This is a genomic window from Chitinophaga sp. GbtcB8 (assembly GCF_019091455.1).
GTDB lineage: Bacteria > Bacteroidota > Bacteroidia > Chitinophagales > Chitinophagaceae > Chitinophaga.
Window position 1 is genome coordinate 1 of sequence record NZ_JAGXJN010000019.1, and the last position, 21,363, is coordinate 21,363.

Consider the following 21,363-nt stretch of genomic DNA (forward strand, 5'->3'; position numbering starts at 1 on the left):
TCCACCAGCTGCCCCTCCGTAGGGTGTAATACCTGTTCATTTTTTACCAGCTGTGCATCTATATTCCCTTCGCTCTTGTCATTCACTATAACGGCTACAGGTAAATGTTCGCGGTTAGCCAGCACATGGTTAAGCAGCGTGGTTTTACCGGCGCCTAAAAAGCCGCTCAGTACCGTCACGGGTAATTTTTTCATGGCAATATGTGTGTGGGTGTATTAATGCCTGCACTTATGCAGGTTCCATATGTGTGCAATGATGATGAGTAAAGCGCCTGCTGTAATAACAATGGGCTTCCATACCGGCGGCATTGCATAGTGCCCCAGCAGCAGGCCTGCAAAACCAGCCAGGAACAATAACAGCGGCAGCAGCTGCCGGTGCTGGTGGCGGTATCCCCTGAACAATGCCAGGCATCCGATCGCAAACGTGCAGGCCATTAACCCATACTCCAGCTTTTCATTTTCCAGCAGGTGGGAACCCAGCAATGGTAGCAGGGTAATCAGCACCGGCAGCAGCGCACAGTGTATGGCACAAAGCAAAGAGGCGCCAATACCCAGCACATCCAGGTTCAATTTTCGCAATAACTTCTCAGGCATATCATTCAAATTATACCACGGGCAAAAGCTTCTCTACAGCGGCCCACAGCGGGCCGTAATCAATTTTAATGTTAACCGCACTTCTCTTTCACTACTCCGGCAAAGCTACATATTTATTTGCAACATTGTTGCAAATAAATTCCCGGTGTTATTTTTTACCGGCTGAACGGCCGGTTTACACCCTCCCGGAATGGATGTTTTTGTTGTACCTTTGCATACATTAAAGCGGGGATATTTATGTCAAAAAAGGCCGTATTCTTAATAACTTTCTTTGTGCTGCTTAGTGCAGCTTTCCTAACCTATGCCGGCTACGTGATCATGGATGAAACAGGCAGTTTTTTCGGGAAGGAGAAATTACCGGTGCTGGGTAGCCCCGGCCATGTGGTAGGCGGTTTTTCTTTTACCAACCAGGAAGGCAAAACTATTACCAGTAAAGATGTAATGGGTAAAATATATGTATCAGAGTATTTTTTTACTACCTGTACCGGCATTTGCCCCAAGATGAACAAGAACATGGAAAAGGTGTATGCCAGGTACAAGGATAATCCAAACTTCCTCATTCTTTCCCATACGGTAGATCCGGAGCATGATAGTGTGCCGGTGCTGAAAGCCTATGCTATTAAACATGGTGCAGATGCCCGCAACTGGTGGTTTATGACCGGTACCAAAAAAGAGTTGTATAAGCTGGCGCGCCAGGGTTATATGCTGGATGATGGTACCTATGCCGGTGAAGAAGATTTTGTGCATACCCAGTGGTTTGCCCTGGTGGATGGTGAAGGCCGGGTACGGGGCTTGTATGAAGGAACAAAAGTGACCGACGTGGATAAACTGATCAATGACATTGACCGGTTAATGAAAGAGTAGTTGTTGTAATTTAATTTTTCATCATCATGAAAAATACGAAAGACCAGATCAGCGATATATTACGAAGCAGCCATTTGAGCGTAACAGATACCCGGGTAAAAATACTGGAGCTGTTCATGAAAAGCAATGGTGCGCTTGAACACAGTGATTTTGAGAAAAAGCTGGCGGGGCAAGCCTTTGACCGGGTTACTATTTACCGTACCCTGCAGGCTTTTATTGATAAAGGTATTATTCATAAGATCCCTACTACGGATACCAGTGTACAGTATGCCCTGTGCAGGTCAGAATGTTCCGCAGAAGACCATCACGATCATCATGTGCATTTCAAATGTGAAGAATGTGGTAATACGCTTTGCCTGGATGACACAGACATTCCTGCTATTCAATTACCCAAAGGATATGCAGCGCATAATATAGAAGTAGTGGTAAGCGGGGTGTGTAAGCACTGTAAATAATGTGCAAATGAATGATACCATTCATTTGCACATTAGCATATCAGCACATTAACTAATTGTAATTGCATCCAGCTCTTTCTGCACAAAATCCGCCAGCTCTTTCACATAAGCGGGTGAAAAATCAAAACGGATACCGGCCGCTTTATACAGCTCCGGTAAGGTGCGGGTGCCACCCAGGCTTAACGCTTTCACATAATTGTCCAGGGCCTGCTGCTTATTCTCCTTATACTGTTTCCACATAGCAATAGCCCCTAACTGCGCAATACCGTATTCAATATAATAGAAAGGCACTTCAAACAGGTGCAGCTGCTTTTGCCAGGTAATAGCGCGATAGTCTTCCAAACCGCTCCAATCCACCATGCTGGTGGCAAACTCATTCAGGATATTTACCCAGGCTGCCGTACGTTCTGCTACGGTATGCTGCGGATGTTCATATACCCAGTGCTGGAATTTATCAATGGTTGCTATCCATGGGAAAATGATGATGGCGCGTTCCAGCTGCTGTACTTTAGCACGGCGCAGCTCTTCTTTATCATAAAAGAAAATATCCCAGTGGTCCATGGTGAACAGCTCCATGCTCATGCTGGCCACTTCGGCAATTTCCATCGGGTATTCCTTAAATGCGCTTAACGGTAAATAATGGCTCAGGAAAGAATGTACTGCATGGCCGCCTTCGTGCACCATGGTGGTCAGGTCTTTCATTTGCCCGGCAGCATTCATGAAAATAAAGGGTACACCGGTTTCTGCCAGCGGGCAGTTATAACCACCAGGGGCTTTGCCTTTGCGGCTTTCCAGGTCCAGCCGGCCCATTTGCTGCATTACGCGCAGGCAGTTGCCAAAGAAAGGTCCCAGCTCATCAAAACAGGCAATGGCTTTATTAATCAGCTCAGTACCGGTTTGGAAAGGTTCCAGCGGTTTGGTGCCAGCTGCTTCTGCATCAGCATCCCAGGGTTTTAAAACCTCCAGGTTCAGCTTTTTGGCCTGGCGTTTTTGAATGCTTTCTACTAAAGGTAAAATGTGCTCTTTTACCGCAGTATGGAACTGGAAGCAATCCTCTTTGGTATAGTCAAAGCGGCCCAGGTCCTCAAACTTATAATCACGGTAATTGGCAAAACCGGCATTCTTAGCTACCTGGTCGCGCTTTTCCACCAGGGTGGTGTACAGCTTGTCCATGGTTTCCTTATCCTGTAAGCGGCGCTCATTAGTTTTACGGAACACCTCTTCCCGCAGGGCGCGGTCGCTGTTCTCTAAAAATTTGGCGGCTTGCTGTAAGGTATATTCCTGGCCATTTACTTCAATGGTCATTTTACCGGATATTACACCGTATTGCTGGGCCATTACGCTCAGCTCTGCCAGCAAGGGCACATTCTGTTCGCGGAACAGCTTTACCTGCTTACGTACGCTGCGCAGGTAAGTTTCATAATTATCGCCCAGCTGTTTGGAAAGATCGGTATCCAGCAGCTTACGGTTCAGCGCATCTGCATAGGGCTGCAGCTTGGGCTGTATTTCCATGCAGAAATAGGTAAAGGCTTCTTCCAGCTGTTTATCTGTTGTATCGCAGGTCATGCGGATCTGCCGCCAGCAGGCATCTTCACTCACCACGGCTTCCAGCTCGCTCACATCCTTTAACCATTGCTCCAGTTCAGGCAGGGTATTCAGCGGACGTTGTTTCAGCTCCTCAAAATAAGGCTGTAACACCTCCCAGGTGGTAACGGTAAAGTTATCGGGTAAAAACCGGCGGGGCAGTTTTTCAATATTTGCATTTAAAGTTTCCATCCCACTAAGATAATTACGAATTGGCAATTACGGATTGGAGAGAGAAGGGAATTACGAATTATTCAATTACGATCCCGCCAAAACGGGACATGAGCACCATTGAAAAATAGATATGAATGCGAATAATTGAGGGGGTCGTGGAGGACGATGAGCATGAAATTATAGGCAGGAGCGGGTAAATTATGAAACGAAAGCGTTCATAGCCTGCCCTGCAAAGACGGGGAATACTATTGAAAGTAATTTATGATATGAATGATTATGATTGGGTCGTACGTAAAGGAGGGCCTGAAATACAGGCGGATGAGTTATTACAAATGTTCAATTGCGAAAGAGGAACACAGTCTGCCAAAGCAGAAGGGCTTAAAGGCTAATTGAAAGAGCAAGGTATGGGAGATATATTAATACGAATTGTCAATTACGAATTAGAATGGAAATATGCAATGTTAAGTTGTATTGTAAGGAATGAGTGCATGTAATGGAATAATGTGTACTCACTACATGCACCCCACCTTTTAGCACCGCTGCATTTTAATTACTCATATCATAATTAATTTTCAACGGCATTCATGTCCCGCTTTGGCGGGATCGTAATTGACAATCCGCAATGCTGAACTGTTATTCTTCAGTCTTTTTCTTCTTTGTAGTTTTCTTCGGCGCAGCTTCTTCATCACCGGCGGCTTCTTCCTTCTTAGGTTTGGCAGCAGCTTTTTTAGCCGGCTTTTCAGCAGGGGCTTCAGCGCTGGCTTCTTCCTTAGCGGCAGCCTTCGGCGCTTTCGCTTTTTTGGCTGGTTTTTCCTCTGCTACCACTTCCGGTGCAGCAGCGGGTTCGCCTACCAGTGCTTCGGCATCTTCGTCGCCTTCTTCTGCCGGGTTCAGGATCTCGTCAAATTTCAGGAGGTCATTCGTCTTCAGGATGGCATACCATTTTACCATCTTCTTCATATCGCTTACGTATACCTTATCTTCATCAAAAGAAGGGTATACTTTCCGGAAATAGGTCTTAATCGCAGTATTATCTGCATTAGCGGCTACTACTTTGTGGTCCGCTTCCTGTTCCTGCATGGCTTTAAATACCTCTGCCAGGTTTACATTATCACCAGTGGTAAATACTTCAATACTTTCCAGCGGGGTAAAGTTGTGTACACGGGATGAAACAAAGCGGGTGCTTTTGTCTTCCAGTGAACGAACGATCGCGCCGTCCTGTTTACTGGCTAATAATTGAAACAATCCGCCGAGACCGGTTACTGCAACAATTTCTCTGTACTGCATGTTCAAATTTTTAGGAGCGCAAATATAAATAATTAATTTAAGATGGTTACCCGGTGATTTACAGTTTTTTAGTTTAACCGCCGGGCCACTACCACAGGGAGTTTCCAGCGTTTTACGCGTCCCTGCAGGTCAAAAACCTCAGTAAATGCAATATAAATGCCAACCGGTAATTGCTGTTTATTTTCTCCCAGCCCGTCCCAGATAATATTATTCCGGTTACCCAGCACCCCGTTTTGCAACAGCTGCCGTACCGGCCGGCCCTGCGCATCAAATATAGTAATGTTGCCTATATAACCAACTTCCGGCAGCTGGCAGGTGATCACTGCCAGGTCATCCATCCCATCATTATCCGGCGAAAATACCTGCGGCTGCAGGCTTACCTCTCCTGCGGCCTGTTTCAGGTTAAGCTGCTGGGAATTCAGGTAACCTGGCGTAGCATCGCCGGCCGTAGTAGCGGCAGGGTGCCAGTTGCTTATATCGCTGGCCGGCTGCGCAGCGCTCAGGCGCTCCAATGACACGCCCTTGGTGTTACTGGCCAGGGATAGCTGCATATCCGGCGTGTAAGAGAACACATCTACCACCCCATTGGCTGTATTATATAATCCAATGGTGCCGCCTTCATTGGGAAAAGCCGGCAGGTTATTAATCTCCAGCAAATTTTCCCAGGCCTTGCAGGTATAGTTCCGGCACAATGCATCGGCATTGCGGGTAAGGGCCAGGTATTGGCCCGGCAATAGCAGGCGGGGTGTAGCGCTTACCGCCACGGGCGCACCCGGCTGCCCGTCCCGGTCTATTATGGCAATGTAGAGCTGCTGCACATCAATGGCGCGGCTGCTACGGTTATAGAGCTCCACAAACTCCGGGGCAGTGGGTTTAGGATCAAAGAGCAGCTCATTGATCACGATGGTACCGCTATCCGCTACTGTGGGCAGGGCCAGTATAACACTGTCACGGCCCATGGGCTGCCCGGCACAACCGGTAATATCCTTGACCCTAAGTGTATAAATACCTTCCGGCTGCAGGGGTGCGGAAAGCTGCAGCTGTACTGTATTAAATAATGGCGCCACCACATTAGCTGCTGCTACCGCAGGCGTTAGCTGGTAATGATCCGGGGTAGCTGCCAGCGTACTATCCAGTGTTTTGCTGAAATACAGCACCAGGTGCAGGCTATCAATTACGTAGGCGCGTAACAGGTCCGTGAAAGCGGTATCCGTCACTGGCGCCACTACGGAATTAGGATGCCCCGGTGTGCTGCCGGTAGCAGCAGTAGCTGCTTTCCAGTTAGTGCTGCCATTGCAGGGCGCAGCAGGCGAGATCATTTCCAGGCTCCAGCCGCCGTCCTCTTTTTTTGCATCGGCATACCAGCTTTTATCATAGGCCACTGCATGCATTACGCTGCCCGCAGCATTATACAGGATCAGCGTATCATCCTCATTCCCCAGGGCCGGAAAATCACTTAAGACTAAACTATTACCTCCCGGCAGCATTTTTTTAGATAACAGCAGCAGGCTATCCGGCTGCAGCTCATAAAAAGGCAGTTGCACCTGCCCGCTGTTGGAGGTAAAACGCCAGCCGTTTAATTGCACCGGGTGAGGCCCCGTATTCCGGATTTCTACAAATTCTGGCAATTCGGCCCCCATTGGAGGTTCCGGATCGGGAAATATTTCGTGAATTATTACCTCATAGCGGAAGGGCTGATAATACAAACATGGGATAGAAGCCGTCTGCATTAGGTTTCCGGCCAGGTCAGCAACACCTGTTACCTGTAACTGCACCGTATCGCCGTTTGGAAACGGGCTATTAAAAAACAGGTGCATTCCTTCTGCTGTTTGTTGCACAGAAGCGGGGCTACCCATACTTCCTGCCTGGTAATGGCTGGCCAGCAGGGCTGCAGTACTGTCTACCGGTTCTGAGAACCGCAACAACAGCTCCCGGTCATTGAGCGCTGTTACCGAATTTACTACCGGGGGCAGGGTATCTTTTACGAACCGCATTACCTGCACCTCATCAAAGAAATGTTTCTGGAAAAAGCCAGGAGTGGATTGGCGTACCAGGATGCCGAAACAAGGGCTGGCATTTAACGGGGCCGGGGCAGCGGTACCTTCCAGTATATAATACTGCCCGGTGCCGGTAGTATCTGTCCATAAATGCCAGGCGCCTCTGTCATCACAGGTCACTTTTAGCTTCAGGATAGTAGCCGAATGGTTGGTAATTCCATTCCGGCCATTTATGACCATCTCCGGCTCATTTCCGGCAGTTTTACGGTACAGGCATACTTTGTCATCTTTGTCGCCTATCCGCACAAAATAGCCTGTTAAAGCGGTGCTCAGCAAGTTACTGCTATCCGCCTGCAGGTACACCTCCACATAATTATTGGAAGAGGTGTTGAAATCCAGCTGCATCCACCATTCCCAGCTGGCGGGCAGTCCAATGCCGGCCGGGGCCCATAGGCCAAACCGGCTGTTCGGTTGCAGATAATTGCTTTGCAGCCGGCTATTTTTTACCTGCCAGGCAGTATCTATTCCCTTCCAGGGAACAGATGGTAAAGCATCAAAATGTTCAATGATCTGACTATGAGAGAGAGAGGAGAGCAACAGCAGCGCCACACAAAATTTGAGTGTGCGCATAATAAAATAATTGGTTGGTTAAGCTGCGAATATAGAGAATAAGATAGTATTTTTGCACCTCCAAAAATCGTTCTTTTTCTGATCATATTGAGGCCCATACAGTTATATTATCAGGCTTCGTCCATATGATCGCAAAACCAAATTATTCCCACAATGAAAGTTACCGTAGTGGGCGCTACCGGACTGGTAGGCTCTAAAATGTTACAAGTGTTAACGGAAAGAAATTTCCCGGTTACAGAACTCATTCCTGTAGCTTCTGAGAAGTCTGTTGGTAAGGAAGTAACATTCAAGGGTAAGCAGTATAAGGTAGTAACTGCCGAAACGGCCATTTCCATGAAACCCAATGTGGCGCTGTTCTCTGCCGGAGGCAGCATCTCCCTGGAGTGGGCGCCTAAATTTGCGGCTGCCGGTATTACGGTGATCGACAATTCCAGCGCCTGGAGAATGGATCCCAGCAAAAAGCTGGTAGTACCGGAAATAAACGGTAAGACCTTAACAACTGAAGACAAGATCATAGCAAATCCCAATTGCTCTACCATACAAATGGTGTTGGTGCTGAGCCCTTTGCATGAGTTATATAAAATTAACCGGGTGGTAGTTTCTACCTATCAATCCGTAACCGGTACCGGCGTAAAAGCGGTGAACCAGTTAATGAATGAAAGAAAAGGAATAAGTGGTGAAATGGCTTATGCATATCCCATTGATCTGAATGTAATTCCGCAGATAGATGTGTTCCTGGATAACGGATATACCAAGGAAGAAATGAAGATGGTGAACGAAACCAAGAAGATTATGGGCGATGATCGTATACGCGTTACCGCTACTACGGTTCGTATACCCGTGATCGGTGGACACAGCGAATCAGTGAATATTGAATTTGAGAAAGACTTCGAACTCAATGAAGTACGTAAAACTTTAGCCGCAACACCGGGTGTTATTGTGGTGGATGAGCCATCTGCACAACAGTACCCGATGCCTAAAGATGCGCATGATAAAGACGAAGTTTTTGTGGGCCGTATACGCCGTGATGAAACACAGGCTAATACGCTGAATATGTGGATAGTAGCGGATAACCTGCGAAAAGGCGCTGCAACAAATGCAGTGCAGATAGCAGAATATCTGCACGCGCAAAAAATGATTTAAACTGGCAATTATACATCTCAACTGCTCATATATGTATCTTTCATTAATGCATATACGATTTTTGAGTATAAGTGATTGAAAGCCGCCGGATTATAACGAAGCTTTTTGATTAAATTTTAGTAAAAGCAAAAAGGTACAAGCGTAAAAATTACACGGAAGTAGTATTGATTACTGCTGTATAAAATTGGATTTTGGTATCATAATCCTATGCCGACTTGCTTCTTATGAAAAATTATCAACTTATGCCAATACAAGAGAGAGTGCTACGCAGCAATCGTATATTTTGTCTAATCTGTAAACACCCTTAATCCTATGAAGACCAACACCAATCGCGAGCTTTTATTGATGCACAAATTCACAGAAGAGTGGAGCAGCAACTTCTCTTCCCAGGTATCCCGTATTATGAACATCGTAGATCAGCAGGATACGCTGGATGGCATCATTCCAATTATTGAAGTGGCTAATGTGTACAACCAGAAATTTGCACACACACGCACTGACAAGGAAAACTTATTAAAAAACCGTAAAGCCCGCCCGTTTGAGTTTTTGATACACAAAAATTAATTTAAGGGAATTACAGAAGAAATTGATAAGGAGAAAAGGACTGTTGAGCCTTTTCTCCTTTTTCCTCTCCATGCGCCACGTCCTGCAAGATGGCGCACAGATCCGGGCATTATTCATGCACGGCCCGGTCCAAAAATTTTACAAAAGGCTGCATTACTGCAAATACTTTCAGTATTTCACGCACCAGGGCTGGTTGCGTACAGGTTTCATCTGACATGCTGTGCCATACGGTAAAGCTTTTCAGCTTGAGGTAGGCAATGGCAGGGTTATCCGGCTGGTAGCCCTGTGGCGCTGTTTTAAGGGCCTCCCCGTCTATTTTACCGAAGTACTTAATAAATTCTTTATTGCCGATGATCTGCTGAAATTCAGGGAAGTTATAATCTATTTCCTGCCGTACCTTTTTCAGCACCGGGGCTTCCGGCATCCAGATACCGCCGCCGGCAAAACTATTGCCGCCCGGCTCCAGGTGAAAATAATAACCCGGCCGGGGCGATTTGCGGCCACCTGGTGAAAAGGCAGCGCCCATATTTGTTTTGTAGGGTGTTTTGTCTTTGGAGAATCTAACGTCTTTGTATATACGAAAAGTGCAATCCTTTACCTGCAAGCCGCTCACCTCCGCATCCTGGCGGCTAAGGCCGTCAATCAGCTGCTGTACCAGGGTATCATAATCTGATTTTGCATCCTGGTATTCTGGTTTGTGCTCATCAAACCATTCCTTGTTATTATTCTTAGCGAGGTTCTTTAAAAATTTCAACGTGGTGGCTTGCAACATGCTCGGTGAATTTGGCGTACAATATAATAAAAAAAGGTCCGATGGACCTTTTTTCAATTACGAATTATTCAATTACGAAATGCGAATGGATTGGTGCAGAAATAATATTTAATAATTCACCTGATAACATTTCACACAACAGCTGCATTACGCCTAATTAAAAGTGGTATGCTGCTGCCACCAGTACATTGGCCGTGCTGCCGGTAGGGGCGCCGGAATGTTTGTTGAAAATATCAACGGAAGCGTTATCCAGCCGGAATTCCGGCATAATGGTAAGGTTGCCTACCTTATAGTTGAATGTGAGCGTGCCTGCCATTATATGGCCTCCATCCAGCGCGCTGGCAAAAGTTTTCAGGCCATCCTTATCTTCAAAATATTCACCCCGTAATGTTAAACCAAAAGTTTCTGTGAAGTCAAGATTTACATAGAGTGCAGAACCCCACCATTTCACGCTTTGCGATCCTTCCTCTCCGTTCTTTAAGTGGGAGTTCCTGTAGGTGCTGAAGGTACCATTATAACCCAGGCCCAGGATGGAGTTCACCTGGTAGGTAGCTACAAGGTCCAGCTGGTGGTTTTGTACGCCGGCAGTATCCTTACCTTCCAGGTAGTTCAGGTATAATTTTGCGGGCGTGTTAACGGGCGTAAAGCCAACCTGTGCGCCTATATATTTATGATCGCTGAAATCTACTGACTTCAGGTCTGTTGGGTTAAATACCCCCACCATGGCGCTTAAGTAAGGAGTAATAGCAAAATCTGCTTTTACGCCGGTGTTAAAGAAAGGCCCGTTGCTGAACATATAACTCATGCTGTAGTTGCGGTTCAGGTAAGCATCTACCAGCTCATAGCCTACATGCGTAGCAAAACTTCCCAGGCTTACTTTTATTTTATCTGTTACCTGGTAGCCCACGTATAATTGTTTAATGGCCATGGCCATTCCATTCTTACTATTCAGCGTATCGTTATAGGAAAATTCTGCAGCACGGCGGCCAAAGCCAAGATCAGCTACTATGCTGCCTTTCTTAAACCCGTGTTCCACCTTCAGGGAGATCATTCCCAGCTCAAAAGAATTCTGCGAGTTGGTGAAGCTGGTTTTGTTATCCGTTACATTCCTGTTGAAATTATACTTGTAATACACATCTGCAGAGCCGGAGAGCTTAAAGGATTCCTGCGGTTTTGTAGTATCTGCCGTTTGGGCAAACGCAGCAAAAAAAGTGCAGGCAGCAAAGGTGGTCATAATGGTTTTTTTCATCCTTTTGTTTTTGCGTTCTCAAAGGCACACAAAGCCCCGTACCTGTTTTTTGCAGGCAATTGGAATTTAACGGGCATGACTGAGCTGTTTCAATCATACCGGCTTCATGGCAAATGAAACTGGTTGATAAAAATTTGGTGGAACAGAATTAATAAATGAATGTTGAAATGCGTCTAGCGTGCTACCTTTCTTCTAGTGTTGTGTTGCTTGCTTTGCTTGCTTTGCTTGCTGCTTGCTTTGGGTGTAGGAGGGATAATTAATAATGAATAATTAATAATTAACTGGAATACTTCACTGTGGTGTACTGATTAATTATTAATTATTCATTATTAATTCAATAGTTGTGTTATATTCTGATTAGTGTAAAATATCTTCTTCTCTGAGTGTGCCTATACCGTTCACGCTCATCAGCGCAGGGTGATAGTGTTCGTTGTGCTGAGAGGCATCCAGGCCCAGTGTTTCTTCTTCGTCGCTTACACGCAGCGGGTGGATGAAGTTGATCAGCTTAAAGATGCCGTAAGATACGGTGAAGCTGTAAGCAACTACCAGCAGTAAACCTAATACCTGGTTCTTGAACAGGTCAAAGTTACCATAGAACCAGCCATCGTTACCAGCGCCGTTAATGGCTTTGGTAGCAAAGATACCGGTCAGCAGCATACCCGTCATACCACCAATACCATGGCAGGGGAATACATCCAGTGTATCGTCAATGCTGGTTTTGGATTTATAATGTACCATCAGGTTAGAAACGATGGCTGCAATGAAACCAATGAACACGCTTTGCGGTACGGCTACATAACCGGCGGCAGGCGTAATGGCTACCAGGCCAACTACAGCGCCTATGCAGAAACCTAAAGCAGAGGGCTTGCGGCCGCGGATCACATCAAAGAACAACCATGACAAACCAGCGGCAGCAGCAGCGGTGTTGGTAGAAGCAAAGGCAGATACTGCCAGGCCGTTAGCGGCTACTGCAGAACCGGCGTTAAAACCAAACCAGCCGAACCACAGCAAACCGGTACCCATTAAAACAAAAGGAATATTGGCGGGCTGCAGCTCTTTCTTTTCTATATGATCTTTTCTGCGTTTCAGCACAATGGCGCCTGCAAGGGCTGCGCAACCGGCAGAAATATGTACCACGGTACCTCCGGCAAAATCCAGCACACCCAGCTTAAACAGGATGCCATCCGGATGCCAGGTCCAGTGGGCGATAGGTGCGTATACCAGCAGGCTGAATAACACCATAAATAATACGTAAGAAGTAAAACGGATCCTTTCTGCAGTAGCACCTACTACCAGCGCGGGAGTGATGATAGCAAACTTCATCTGGAACAGCGCAAACAGCAGCAGGGGAATGGTGGGTGCACCAGCCCAGGGAGCTCCGGAGCCTACACCTTTAAAGAAGAAAAAGGTGGAAGGATTCCCGATCAAACCATGCCAGGATTGGCCAAAACAAAGGCTGAACCCTACTATTACCCATAATACGCTTATTAAGCCGGTGGCTATGAAGCTCTGCATCATGGTATTGATCACGTTTTTGCGGTTTACCATGCCTCCGTAAAAGAAAGATAAACCCGGTGTCATTAAAAACACCAATGAGGTAGCCACTAAGATCCAGGCAATATCACCATAGTTATACTTGCTGGCATCAGCATAAGTAGCCACTGTAGGCATAAATATGCCAATTACTGCTATTGCAGCAAGGACGATAAAGGGAATGTAATCCTGAAAGGCAGTTTTCTTCATAGCGTTGCGTTTTTAGGTATTTTCTCCAATAAAAGTATTTATTTATTCTAAACACTCAAACAAAAGCGAGAAAAATAGAAATGATTGAATAAAAAACAGCATTATTGATCTGAAATTAACCACATTACGTTTTATTATAATATTATAGTGGATTTACTAATTACTTACGTAGTGCACGTAGGTACTTTAAATGGGTTAAGCAGCTGGTAAACAATCAATTAGTGAATAGTTGGTATAGGATTTAACAATTTTCTAACCTTAGGAGTTGGCTTGTTACTGTAAAGTGTGGCAAATTACTATAATATATTACATTTCAAACAAGTACGTATAATATAAAACTTGTTGCATGCTAATCAAAATAGCTACCCCAAAAACACATGTCATTATTTATAATATTAAAAAGGGCCGGTAGCCGGCCCTTTTTAATATTCCTTATTTCATTTCTTCCAGCTCCCGCTGCAGGGCAAACATCTGGTCGCGGAGACGGGCAGCCTCCATGAAATCCAGGTCCTTGGCGGCTTTTTCCATCTCTTTCTTTACCCGGGTAATGGCTTTTTCCAGCTGCGGGATGGTTTTAGCATTAGCAGCCTCGCCTTTTGCGTACGTAATGGCGTCTTCTGCCACTAATGACATTTCCTGGTGCACGGCGTAAGGTGAGTGCTCATCATAATTCTTGATCTCCAGCACAGAGGTTTGCCCCATGATCTGCTCAATAGACTTACGTACCGTTCTGGGTGTAATGCCGTGTTTTATATTATAGGCCACCTGTTTTTCCCGGCGGCGGTTGGTTTCATCTATCGTGCGCTGCATGCTATCCGTGATCTTATCTGCATAAAAGATCACCAGGCCATCCACGTTACGGGCGGCACGGCCGGCAGTTTGGGTCAGGGAGCGCTCATCACGTAAGAAGCCCTCCTTATCGGCATCCAGGATGGCTACCAGGGATACTTCCGGCAGATCCAGGCCCTCACGCAGCAGGTTTACGCCTACCAGCACATCTATTTTACCCAGGCGCAGGTCGCGGAGGATCTCTACGCGCTCCAGGGTATCTACTTCGGAGTGTATGTAGCGGGACTTAATATTAATACGTCCCAGGTATTTATCCATTTCCTCCGCCATGCGTTTGGTAAGGGTGGTTACCAGCACGCGGTCGCCTTTTGTTACCCGGCGGTCTATTTCATCCAGCAGATCATCTACCTGGTTCACGCTGGGCCTTATTTCTATGGGGGGGACCAGCAGGCCGGTGGGGCGCACTACCTGCTCTACCACTACGCCTTCTGTTTGCTGCAGCTCATACTCGCCAGGGGTAGCGCTTACAAACACTACCTGGTGCACCAGGTTCTCAAACTCATAAAAGTTCAGCGGGCGGTTATCCATGGCTGAGGGCAGGCGGAAACCAAAGTCTACCAGCGTAAGCTTACGGGAACGGTCGCCGCCATACATACCGCTGATCTGGGGAATGGTCTGGTGGCTCTCATCCACCACCAGCAGGAAATCATCGGGGAAGTAATCCAGCAGGCAGAAGGGGCGGGTACCCGGCATACGCCGGTCCAGGAAGCGGGAATAGTTTTCTATGCCGCTGCAGTAACCCAGTTCCCGGATCATTTCCAGGTCGTAGTTCACCCGTTCGGAAAGGCGCTGCGCTTCCAGGTGCTTACCCTGGGCGCGGAAATACTCTACCTGTGCCAGCAGCTCGTCCTGGATCTCGAAAATGATCTGCTGCATCATATCCTTGGGCGCCAGGTACAGGTTGGCCGGGAAAATGGCCGCATTGTCCATGAGCATAATACGCTTGCCGTTGGCGGTATCAATACTTTCTATCTGCTCAATCTCATCTCCAAAAAAGGTAATACGGTAGCCGTAATCCACGTAAGGCAGGTTCACATCCACGGTATCGCCCTGCACCCGGAAGGAGCCACGGGTAAAATCGCCGGTGGTACGGGTGTACAGGGAATTTACCAGGCCATGCAGCAGGGCATTGCGGCTAATGGTCTGGCCCTGGTTAATACGCAGGATACCGTTTTCCAGCTCCGTAGGGTTACCCATACCATATATACAGGATACGCTGGCTACCACAATAATGTCGCGGCGGCCGGAGAGCAGGTTGGAGGTGGCCCGTAAGCGCAGCTTATCCAGCTCCTCATTAATGGACAGGTCTTTTTCTATATAGGTATCGCTTACAGGCATGTAAGCTTCCGGCTGGTAGTAATCGTAGTAGGATACAAAGTATTCTACGGCATTTTCCGGGAAGAACTGGCGGAACTCGCCATACAGCTGGGCTACCAACGTTTTGTTATGGGTAAGCACCAGTGTGGGCCTTTGGACGTTCTGGATCACGTTGGCCATGGTAAATGTTTTACCGGAGCCGGTAACTCCCAGCAGGGTCTGAAAAAGATTGCCTTCCTGAATTCCTTCTGTTAACTGTTTAATGGCAGCGGGCTGATCGCCAGCCGGTTCGTATGGTGAATGTATCTTAAATGGCATGTTTATCTAGTAATGGCGCTTATTGTTATTGGATGTATCAAATTTACAAAACTTGTAGCGTTCCACCTTACGGGGAGATGGGCAGATGAGTAATGTGCAAATGGTCATGAAGAAGATCTGCGGCGCTAATGCTCTATTGAAACACGGCAGGCATCCCTGCCTGCCCACCGTTATTACCGGCTATGGTACCAGTTACATGAATGGCGCTGGTTATCCGGAGTTATTTTTACATATTTGAGGCTTACAATTTGTTTATGCGCTCAACAATTCTTTACCGGCTGCTTTTAAGCTGTTTATTATTACCGTTGTTACCCCTGGCAAGCTTTGGCTGGGGCCCTACCGGCCACCGTGTGGTGGCGGAAATTGCCTGGCAGCACCTGACCCCACAGGCCCGCAAAGCCGTTATAGCCCTGCTGGGCCGGCAGCCTTTGGCCATGATCGCCAACTGGCCGGACTTTATTAAGTCGGATACTACGCACAAGTACGATCATACTTCACCCTGGCACTACATGGATTTTCCGGGAAATATTTCCCGGGAGCGGTTTAATGCGCTGCTGCCTGCGGGCAAAGGTGAAAACCTGTACGTGGAAACAAATGCTATGGTACAGCAGCTGAAATCCACCACCGCTACCAAAGAGGAGAAAGTATTTGCGCTTAGCTTTTTAGTGCACCTGATAGGCGATATGCACCAACCCCTGCACGTAGGCCGCGATGAAGACCAGGGTGGCAACAAGGTGAGCGTGTTCTGGTTTGACCGGCCTACTAACCTTCATCGTATGTGGGATGAGCACCTGATAGAGTTCCAGCAGCTGAGCTATACAGAATATGCCAAAGCCCTGGATATAACACCTGACGCAACCGTGAAGAAGCTGCAGGGCGGCAGTATTGCAGACTGGATGTATGAATCGCATATACTGTCTGATAAGATCTACGCTAAGACCAAAGAAGGTGATAAGCTAAGTTACCGGTATAATTACTGGTTCCTGGACGATCTGAACCAGCAGCTGCTGAAAGGCGGGTTAAGACTGGCGGCAGTGCTGAATGCAACGTTTAAGTGAGCTGAAAGCATAAAGCTAAAAGCTGGCAAAGAACCAATCAACTAAATAAACAAAAAGCTGAAAGCCATCGGAGAAACTGCTCCGCGCTTTCAGCTTCGTGTTTTATCCTTTCAGCTTTCTGCTAAACTAAATCAATATCAAAATTCACCAGCTCCACAAACTGCTCTAAACGGGCGCTGATATCTTCGTGGGTAATTTCTTTCAGGCGGCTGGTGCCAAACTTCTCCACACAAAAAGAAGCCATTGCAGAACCTACAATGATGGCCGTTTTCATGTTCTCAAAAGAAATATCCTTGGTTTTTGCCAGGTGGCCTATGAAGCCGCCGGCAAAGGTATCGCCTGCACCGGTGGGGTCAAACACATCTTCCAGCGGTAAGGCAGGTGCAAAAAATACGTGGTTCTCATGGAACAGCAGCGCACCGTGCTCCCCTTTCTTAATAATTAAATAACGAGGGCCCATGGTCAGGATCTTCCTGGCGGCTTTAACCAGGGAGTATTCGCCGCTCAGCTGCCGGGCTTCACCATCGTTGATCATCAGCACATCTACCATGGTCAGCACTTTCTTCAGGTCGTCCAGGGCTACTTCCATCCAGAAGTTCATGGTATCCAGCACAATCAGCTTGGGACGTACTTTCATCTGGTTAATAACGCTGATCTGTACCTGGGGCGACAAGTTACCCAGCACCAGGAACTCACTGCCCTGGTAGCTTTCCGGGATCACCGGATCAAAATCACCCAGTACGTTCAGCTCTGTTACCAAGGTGTCGCGGGTGTTCATATCCATATGGTACTTACCGGACCAGTAAAAGGAAGGGCGGTCTTTTTTGATCTGTACCCCTTCCAGCGCCACGCCTTTGGCAGCCAGGGCATTCAGGTCAGCCTGCGGAAAATCGCCGCCGACAACAGACACCTGGTTAATGGGCTGTACGAAATTGGATGCGGTCCATGCAATAAAAGTTGCAGAACCACCAATGATCCGTCCTGATTTTCCGAAAGGCGTTTCTATTTCATCAAACGCCATAGAGCCTACGACAATGAGCGACATATTTGCTTTTAGTTTACTGGTTTATAGGTAAAACAGGGGCAAAGGTAATAAAATAATATGCTGTTATAACAACCGTCAGATGCCTGCATGAAAAGAATGCCCTCTGCATATAAACGCAGTATTTGTATACGTAAACATCGTATGCATTTACCGGGTACCCGGCAGCATTTTACGTATATACATGTGCGTTATAACTATCAGCGCTTTCCCCTGTAACCCACAATATTTGTTGCAACTACGAACCCGCTACAGTAGCGCCTATGCGGGCAAAGCGGATCTGGCATATTTCAAAAAGAATGTTTGTGTTTTTTTATGTACTCTTGTAACCTTTTACGTAAATGCCCGTTTAACATACACATTCTGCAAGGGCAAACTGAGCTAAACCGTTGACCAGAAAATACAGAAAAAGACCTTTTATATAAACAGGAACCATGCTTATGTTTCAGCTATTATTTAGTTAGTAAGTAACCATTCTACCTATATTTTGTACTCGTTTATTGAACAACCGGAAACCATTATCAGTAAGTAGTCAAGGAGTGATGAAAAAAGCGAATAGCCGGCAAATAATGCCGGCTATTCCTTTTCGTGGTAGGTGTGCTGGTTATAGGATATGGTTCCAGCTTCTTTTGGGACTATCCATTACTGTAACTGGGGCTGGATACGCAAAACCTTAAATTCCGTGCGCCTGTTTAGCTGGCGTCCATCGGGGTTATCTTTTCCATTAGGCATTGTATTGGGGGCAATTGGCCTTGATTCTCCATAACCCTTGGCCACCATCCGGGAGGTGGGAATACCTTTACCTGCCAGGTAATCCACGCAGGACTGTGCCCTGGCCTGTGATAACTTCATGTTATACACATCGGTGCCTTTACTATCAGTATGTGATCCCATTTCTATAATAATATTCGGGTTATCCTGCATAATAGATACTACAGTATCCAGTACGATCAGCGACTGCGGCCGTAACACGGCTTTGTTATAGTCATAGTAAATATCTTTCAGGATAATGGGCTTGCCTATCTCATAACGTTTTAAGCACAGGGAGGGATTCATGAGGGAATCTACACTCACCAGCTCATCCGTATTGAAATAGATGGCTTTGGAAAAGTAGTTCTCTTTCTCTGCCATTACCTTGTAATCTTTTTGTATGTCCACATCAAAGCTGTAATGCCCGCTTTCATCTACTGTTACCTGCTGCAGTACTTTCTGCTGCACGGTATCCAGAAGGGTAACGGTGGCGCCGGTAAGCGGCAGCTGCCCATCGCAATCCAGGATCATACCCCCGGCGCTCTTGGCTTTCCTTTTAAGGCTGAACAGCTCCAGGCAGCATACGGATTCCCGGTCGGAGCTGATGTAACCGCCGTTCAGCGGATGATTCTTATCTAAAGGTGTATAGTAAATATCATCTTTGGATGAGTTCAGCGGCAGTCCCATGTTCTTAGGGGCTGACCAATTACCTAAAGCGCCCTGGCTCACGAAGAAGTCCAGCCCGCCAAAACCTACCCGGCCATCTGAACTGAAAATGAGGGTGCCGCTCCGGGTATCATAATAAGGCGCCTGCTCTTCATCGCGGGAGTTAATACCGGTACCCATGTTCTTGGCGGCGCCGGGTGTGCCGCTTTGTAATGGGCTGTACCATATATCGTTCTTTCCCATACCACCGGGGCGGTTAGAGGCAAAGAACAGGTATTTATCGTCCGGGGTAACAAAGGGCTGCATGGAGCTAAAACCGGGTACATTCACTTCCTGCCCTAATGGTTTTGGCTCAGACCAGCCTGCACCCTGCCGGGTACTTACGTAAATGGAGGCCTGTTTTTCCCCGTTCACGCGGGTCCAGCGGGTAACGAATAGCATGCTTCCATTGGAGGTAAGCGCCGCCACGCCCTGATCCACCCCTTTAACGGTGGGTATGGTTACTTTCACGCTGCTATCAAAATCAGTACCCCGGCCTGCTGCGGTAAACAGGTCATTTACATAGGGATTATCTTTTTTCTTTTTGTCATCATCAGTATTCACCGGGTTTTCCGGGCGTGATGAGGTGAATAACAGCAGGTTGTTATCCACTGCTACCGGTGCATAGTTAGCGCCGCCGGTATTTACATTGCCCCCTACCTTGCTGATGCTGTAACGGGGATTCATTTTTTCTGACAATCCAAATTCACAGACCTCTATTTCCAGCGCCAAACGGGTGCTGATAGCATCTGCATTGGTATAACTTTGCTTGAACTGGTTGAACTGGTCCAGCGCTTCCTGGTACTTGCCATTGGCGCGCAAACACACGCCATACCAGAAGCGGGCCAGCGGAAATGCCGCGTTATTATTATAGCTGACGGTTTGTGCATAATAAATTTCTGCATTGCCAAAGTCATTGTACTGGCGGTAAGATTCCGCCAGCCGGTATACAACCGTTTCATAATCCTTGATCTTGTTGCTTCTTTCCTTGGGTGCTGCATTCACGCCGCCATTCACGGCATAGGGCAATACATGCAGGGGAGGGCTTTTATACGTACCTAATGCCTTGCTATAATATTGCGCTGCAGAGTAATAATCCTTTGCATTGTAATACACATCGGCAGTGCGCCGGTAATCATACACCAGCTGTGCATGTACGGCGTTGATACTCCATAACAGGATGATAAGCCAACAGCGTATAAATTTTTTCATCTGACGGGTTTTAATCTTTTACAGCCTTGGACAAATAAAATATTCTTCTGTCATTACTCTTCTCTTACGACTTATAAATGACAGGGAGAGCTCAAAACTATTGTTGCTGCCAGTGGTCAGCCGGTGCAGGCCGGATGTATTGGCATCATAGCTCAGGCCCAGTACAAAGTTCTTGTAATGGAAGCCGGTAAAGGGTATTACGGCATCATTAAAGCGGTAGGTGGCGCCGGCCAGCAGATCAAACTCCGGGTTTACCGTATACTGGCCATATACCCCCAATACCTTTTCTTCTGCATTGCCCTGGCGCATGTACAAACCATGCGGGGTAATGCTTACCTCTTCCGTTAATTTTATTTTGGTACCGCCATGCGCCAGGTAGCGCAGCGGGTATTTGCGGTTATCATTGGCTACGAACGGATCTTCCGGCTGCGTTAAGTGACCGGCAGAGACGCCTGCAAAAGGGTTAAAGCGATGGTTGGGATTACCATCAAAGAACAAAACACCTGCTGCTGCATCAAAGGCGGTAGAGGATGTTTTATTCAGGTTTTCGCCATTATACATGCTGGGATCAAAGCCCATTACCGGGTTCCACTGGCTGCCGGTCTGGAACTTGGAGGGGTCTACCTTGCGGCTGATAATACCTGCCTGGATGCCAAAAACAACGCGCGTAGTTTGTGTAGCGCCCAGCTTTACACCGCTATAGGAGAAGCTGGCCATGGCATTGAAGTAATTATAACCTGCATCACCGGCTGACATGTTCAGCACATTTAAGCCTACTCCCATATTCTTATCCGTAGCGGCATCTACTGAAACGCCGGTGGTGGCAAAAGCCTTACCATAGTTGGTCCACTGGTTGCGGTAGTTAGCGCTAACGCGGTAATCGCCATCCAGCACGCCGGTTAATGCGGGGTTTAACCACAAGGGATATGCATAGTATTGGGAAAAATGCGGGTCCACCTGCGCCCATGCAGACCTGGGCAGTACAGCGCTTATTAAAAGCCCCAGAACAATTATACTTTTCCTCATTGGAAATCTTTTTAGCATGTTATTGAATCCC

Annotated in this window: 19 protein-coding genes; 7 read left to right on the forward strand and 12 right to left on the reverse strand. The window is 47.1% G+C overall.

Features of this window, described 5'->3' with window-relative positions:
- On the reverse strand, positions 1–194 hold a 194-nt coding region (locus KVT36_RS17180), incomplete at its 3' end, for a GTP-binding protein (protein ID WP_305858578.1).
- Between the two features lie 21 nt (positions 195–215).
- Positions 216–593: a MerC domain-containing protein gene (locus KVT36_RS17185; protein WP_217604704.1), complete on the reverse strand. Its 378-nt coding sequence runs from the start codon at positions 591–593 to the stop codon at positions 216–218.
- A 237-nt stretch (positions 594–830) separates the two neighbouring features.
- Between KVT36_RS17185 and KVT36_RS17190 the strand changes: the two genes are divergently transcribed.
- Together KVT36_RS17190 and KVT36_RS17195 are read left to right on the forward strand one after the other, a co-directional pair.
- Positions 831–1,457 (forward strand): SCO family protein, encoded by a 627-nt coding sequence (locus KVT36_RS17190; RefSeq protein WP_217604705.1) that lies wholly within the window; start codon positions 831–833, stop codon positions 1,455–1,457.
- Positions 1,458–1,483: 26 nt separating this feature from the next.
- The gene (locus tag KVT36_RS17195; RefSeq protein WP_217604706.1) at positions 1,484–1,912 is read left to right on the forward strand and encodes a Fur family transcriptional regulator; all 429 of its coding nucleotides are present in this window, start codon (positions 1,484–1,486) and stop codon (positions 1,910–1,912) included.
- A 48-nt stretch (positions 1,913–1,960) separates the two neighbouring features.
- Here the strand turns inward: KVT36_RS17195 and KVT36_RS17200 are convergent, their stop codons facing one another.
- Entirely contained in the window at positions 1,961–3,688 is a 1,728-nt protein-coding gene (locus KVT36_RS17200) for a M3 family oligoendopeptidase (protein ID WP_217604707.1), read from the reverse strand.
- Between the two features lie 248 nt (positions 3,689–3,936).
- Between KVT36_RS17200 and KVT36_RS33010 the strand changes: the two genes are divergently transcribed.
- Positions 3,937–4,059 carry a hypothetical protein gene (locus tag KVT36_RS33010; RefSeq protein WP_256449969.1) on the forward strand — a complete coding sequence of 41 codons (123 nt, stop codon included), beginning with the start codon at positions 3,937–3,939 and terminating at the stop codon, positions 4,057–4,059.
- A 244-nt stretch (positions 4,060–4,303) separates the two neighbouring features.
- Here the strand turns inward: KVT36_RS33010 and KVT36_RS17205 are convergent, their stop codons facing one another.
- Together KVT36_RS17205 and KVT36_RS17210 are read right to left on the reverse strand one after the other, a co-directional pair.
- Entirely contained in the window at positions 4,304–4,957 is a 654-nt protein-coding gene (locus KVT36_RS17205; protein ID WP_217604708.1) for a DUF5606 domain-containing protein, read from the reverse strand.
- 68 nt (positions 4,958–5,025) lie between these two features.
- Positions 5,026–7,584 carry a lamin tail domain-containing protein gene (locus tag KVT36_RS17210; RefSeq protein ID WP_217604709.1) on the reverse strand — a complete coding sequence of 853 codons (2,559 nt, stop codon included), beginning with the start codon at positions 7,582–7,584 and terminating at the stop codon, positions 5,026–5,028.
- Positions 7,585–7,737: 153 nt separating this feature from the next.
- Between KVT36_RS17210 and KVT36_RS17215 the strand changes: the two genes are divergently transcribed.
- Positions 7,738–8,727, forward strand: a complete 990-nt coding sequence (locus KVT36_RS17215) for an aspartate-semialdehyde dehydrogenase (RefSeq protein WP_217604710.1) — start codon at positions 7,738–7,740, stop codon at positions 8,725–8,727.
- Positions 8,728–9,039: 312 nt separating this feature from the next.
- A complete protein-coding gene (locus KVT36_RS17220; RefSeq protein ID WP_089906746.1) occupies positions 9,040–9,291 on the forward strand; it encodes a hypothetical protein in 252 nt (83 codons plus the stop codon).
- 109 nt (positions 9,292–9,400) lie between these two features.
- On the opposite strand, the gene KVT36_RS17225 is transcribed toward KVT36_RS17220, so the two are convergent.
- From KVT36_RS17225 to uvrB, 4 genes are all read right to left on the reverse strand, one after another.
- The gene (locus KVT36_RS17225) at positions 9,401–10,063 is read right to left on the reverse strand and encodes a DUF2461 domain-containing protein (protein WP_217604711.1); all 663 of its coding nucleotides are present in this window, start codon (positions 10,061–10,063) and stop codon (positions 9,401–9,403) included.
- A gap of 157 nt (positions 10,064–10,220) precedes the next feature.
- Complete coding sequence (locus tag KVT36_RS17230) at positions 10,221–11,312, reverse strand: porin (RefSeq protein WP_217604712.1); 1,092 nt, start codon at positions 11,310–11,312, stop codon at positions 10,221–10,223.
- Between the two features lie 357 nt (positions 11,313–11,669).
- Positions 11,670–13,055 (reverse strand): ammonium transporter, encoded by a 1,386-nt coding sequence (locus KVT36_RS17235; RefSeq protein ID WP_217604713.1) that lies wholly within the window; start codon positions 13,053–13,055, stop codon positions 11,670–11,672.
- Positions 13,056–13,487: 432 nt separating this feature from the next.
- Positions 13,488–15,539, reverse strand: a complete 2,052-nt coding sequence (uvrB, locus tag KVT36_RS17240; RefSeq protein ID WP_254640061.1) for an excinuclease ABC subunit UvrB — start codon at positions 15,537–15,539, stop codon at positions 13,488–13,490.
- 106 nt (positions 15,540–15,645) lie between these two features.
- Between uvrB and KVT36_RS33015 the strand changes: the two genes are divergently transcribed.
- Together KVT36_RS33015 and KVT36_RS17245 are read left to right on the forward strand one after the other, a co-directional pair.
- Entirely contained in the window at positions 15,646–15,777 is a 132-nt protein-coding gene (locus KVT36_RS33015) for a hypothetical protein (RefSeq protein ID WP_256449970.1), read from the forward strand.
- 16 nt (positions 15,778–15,793) lie between these two features.
- A complete protein-coding gene (locus tag KVT36_RS17245) occupies positions 15,794–16,597 on the forward strand; it encodes a S1/P1 nuclease (RefSeq protein ID WP_217604714.1) in 804 nt (267 codons plus the stop codon).
- A 121-nt stretch (positions 16,598–16,718) separates the two neighbouring features.
- Here the strand turns inward: KVT36_RS17245 and KVT36_RS17250 are convergent, their stop codons facing one another.
- From KVT36_RS17250 to KVT36_RS17260, 3 genes are all read right to left on the reverse strand, one after another.
- Positions 16,719–17,642, reverse strand: coding sequence for a PfkB family carbohydrate kinase (locus tag KVT36_RS17250; protein ID WP_217604715.1), 924 nt, complete (start codon positions 17,640–17,642; stop codon positions 16,719–16,721).
- A gap of 639 nt (positions 17,643–18,281) precedes the next feature.
- Positions 18,282–20,306, reverse strand: a complete 2,025-nt coding sequence (locus KVT36_RS17255) for an OmpA family protein (RefSeq protein WP_217604716.1) — start codon at positions 20,304–20,306, stop codon at positions 18,282–18,284.
- An 18-nt stretch (positions 20,307–20,324) separates the two neighbouring features.
- A complete protein-coding gene (locus KVT36_RS17260) occupies positions 20,325–21,332 on the reverse strand; it encodes a PorP/SprF family type IX secretion system membrane protein (RefSeq protein WP_217604717.1) in 1,008 nt (335 codons plus the stop codon).
- Positions 21,333–21,363: the final 31 nt, after the last annotated feature.